The sequence below is a fragment of the Eggerthella sp. genome (assembly GCF_048329335.1).
GTDB lineage: Bacteria > Actinomycetota > Coriobacteriia > Coriobacteriales > Eggerthellaceae > Eggerthella > Eggerthella lenta.
In genome coordinates this window covers 1-3,025 of sequence record NZ_DBFEGU010000035.1, presented here as the reverse complement: position 1 = coordinate 3,025, position 3,025 = coordinate 1, and the positions used below count along the sequence as shown (strand labels likewise).

Here is a 3,025-nt window from a genome sequence, read left to right as displayed (position 1 = left end):
GCGTATGGGGCGGTTAGCGGTGCGACTCCGCAGCGGCTCGCTTCTGCATGTCGGCCACCATGGCGCTGGCAGCGCCGCAGCCCGAGCAGCCGCCGCATCCTCCGGCGCATCCGCCGTGCGCGTCGTCTCCCGTATGGCAATCGCACATGCCGTTGCGCACCAAGCGGCGAACCGCGAGGAACACGAGCGCCAGCACGATGAGCGCGACGACCACCGTAGACGGCGTGAACTCCAAACCAAACATAGCGCGTCCTTTCTCGGAACATCGGGGCACAGGCCCGAGGGGGTTCCCTCGGGCCCGAAGCCGCTTCGCCTACGCGACGCTGCCCTCGGCTTCAAGCTCGCCCGCGACCTTGTCCTTCTTCTTGTCGAAGGTGGGCATGGGGCGGAAAATCTGGAACAGCATGCCGGCCAGGACCACGATGGCCACGACCGTCCACACGTTGAAGCCGATCTCGCCGGTAAGCAAGCCGCCGAACTGGTAGAACATCAATCCCACGCACCACGCGAAGATGGTCATGTAGCCGATGGTGAACCAGGTCCACTTCGCGGTGCCCATCTCGCGCCAGATGGTGCCGATGGCGGCGAAGCACGGCGCGCACAGCAGGTTGAAGGCGCAGAAGGCGAGGATGGCCGGCACCGAGCCCGCAAAGAGGGCGGCGAACGCGGCCCACATGGTGGGATCGGCTTCGCCCACATCGCCCAGGCTGGTCAGGATGCCGACGGTGGCGACGACGTTCTCCTTCGCCACGAGGCCGGTGATGGACGTGACGGTTGCCTGCCAGTCTCCGAAGCCAAGCGGCGCGAAGATCCAGCCGATGCCGTTGCCCAGGCCCGCCATGAGGCTGTACTGGATGTAGTCGTCCATCTCGGTATCGAGCAAGCCGAAGCCCTCGCCCGCGTCACCGAAGTTCATGAGCAGCCAGATGACGATGGTGGACAGGAAGATGATCGTACCTGCCTTGACGATGTAGCCCTTGATGCGGTCCCACGTGGACATCAGGATGGATTTCACCGTGGGCATGTGGTAGGAAGGAAGCTCCATGACGAACGGCGAGGTGGGGCCGGCGAACATCTTGGTCTTCTTCAGCATGATGCCGGAGATGATGATGGCGATGACGCCCAGGAAGTAGAACAGCGGGGCGATCCACCAGGTAGCCTCGGTGTTGCCGCCGGCGATGGCACCGAACACGAGCGCGATGATGGGCATCTTCGCGCCGCAGGGGATCATCGTCGTCGTCATGATGGTCATGCGACGGTCTTTCTCGTTCTCGATGGTCTTCGTGGCCGTGACGGCGGGCACGCCGCAGCCGGACGCGACGAGCATCGGGATGAAGCTCTTGCCCGACAGGCCGAAGCGGCGGAAGACACGGTCCATGATGAACGCGACGCGCGCCAGGTAGCCGCACCCTTCGAGCAGCGCGAGCAGCAGGAACAGGATGATCATCTGGGGAATGAAGCCGATCACGGCGCCGACGCCCGCGACGATGCCGTCCATCACGAGGCTCTGCAGCCACGGCGCGACGTCGACCGCCTCGAGGGCGTTGCCGATGACCGCTCCCAAACCGGGAATCCACAGGCCCCACGAGCCGTCGGAAGCGTCGGGCTCTTCAGCTTCGAGGGCGGTTGCAAAGGCCGCGGCGTCCACCTCGGCGGATTCGCCGGTCTCCTCGTCCTCGACGATGCCGACGACGCCGGCCTTCTCGGCATCCTCCTGGAATGCGGCGAGGGCGCTTTCGTCGGCAGCGGTGGGCTCTTCGGCTTCGAGGGCCGCGGTCGCGCCCTCCACGTCGATGCCGTCTTCCTCAGCAGCGGCGAGGTAGGCTTCGATGTTGGCCTGCTCGCCTTCCCATTCGCCCACGGCCTCTTCGTAGGCCGCGCCGCCGGTGTACAGGAAGCCGTCGCCGGAGATGCCGTCGTTGGCCCAGTCGGTGACCACGCCCGTGCCCACGGAGATGGCCAGGTAGTACACGAGCGCCATGACCACCACGAAGATGGGCAGGCCCAGCCAACGGTTCGTCACCACGCGGTCGATCTTCTGCGTGGTGGTCATGCCCTTGTGCGAGCGCTTCATCGTCTTGTCGATGACGTGCGTGATGGCGTTGTAGCGCTCGGACGTGATGATGCTCTCGGCATCGTCGTCGAGCTTGTTCTCCACCTCTTCGCGAATCGCCTCGACCGCCTTGAGGTCGGCGGCGCTGAGCTTCATGTTGGCGACGGTGCGCTCCTCGCCCTCGAACAGCTTGATGGCGAACCAGCGCGCGGTTGCCGGAGACACGCGGTTGCCCAGAATGCCCTCGATCTTCGTGATGGCTTCTTCCACCTGCGCGTCGAAGGGCATCTTCGGCTCGGCGGGCTTGCCGGCCTTCGCCGCCTTGACGGCGGTTTCCATGAGCTCGGCCATGCCGTGCCCCTTGAGCGCCGTCGTCTCGACGATGGGGCAGCCCAGCTGCTTCGACAGGCCGGCCACGTCGATCTTGTCGCCGCTCTTCTTCACGAGGTCCATCATGTTGAGCGCCACCACGACGGGCACGCCCAGATCGAGGATCTGCGTGGTCAGGTACAGGTTGCGCTCGAGGTTCGTCGCGTCCACGAGGTTCACGACGACGTCGGGGCCGCCGTCCAACAGGTAGTCGCGCGTCACGATCTCCTCGGGAGAGTACGGCGACAGCGAGTACACGCCCGGCAAGTCCGTGATGATCACGTCTTTGTCGCGGGTGTACTTCCCTTCCTTTTTCTCAACGGTCACGCCCGGCCAGTTGCCAACGTATTGGCTGGCGCCGGTCAGATCGTTGAACATCGTCGTCTTGCCGCAGTTCGGGTTGCCGGCAAGCGCTATGCGAATTCCCATGATCAGCCTTTCCATCTGCTTCGAAGCCGGTCGGGGGTCTGCAATCCCCCGTTGGCTCGTTTTTAAGTTAGCTGCTACTAACTCAGTCCCAAAAAAGAAGCGCCGCGGCGCCTCTATCCTCGTCACCTGGCGCTCACGCCTGGCAACGTCAGCCGATGAGGATGCTCTCCGCCT

General features: G+C 64.6%; 2 protein-coding genes. Both read right to left on the bottom strand.

Annotated elements, in window-relative coordinates:
• Positions 1–13: 13 nt before the first annotated feature.
• Entirely contained in the window at positions 14–244 is a 231-nt protein-coding gene (locus tag ACMO6A_RS01280) for a FeoB-associated Cys-rich membrane protein (RefSeq protein WP_418470673.1), read from the bottom strand.
• Between the two features lie 69 nt (positions 245–313).
• Entirely contained in the window at positions 314–2,851 is a 2,538-nt protein-coding gene (locus ACMO6A_RS01275; RefSeq protein WP_009306181.1) for a FeoB small GTPase domain-containing protein, read from the bottom strand.
• Positions 2,852–3,025 lie beyond the last annotated feature (174 nt).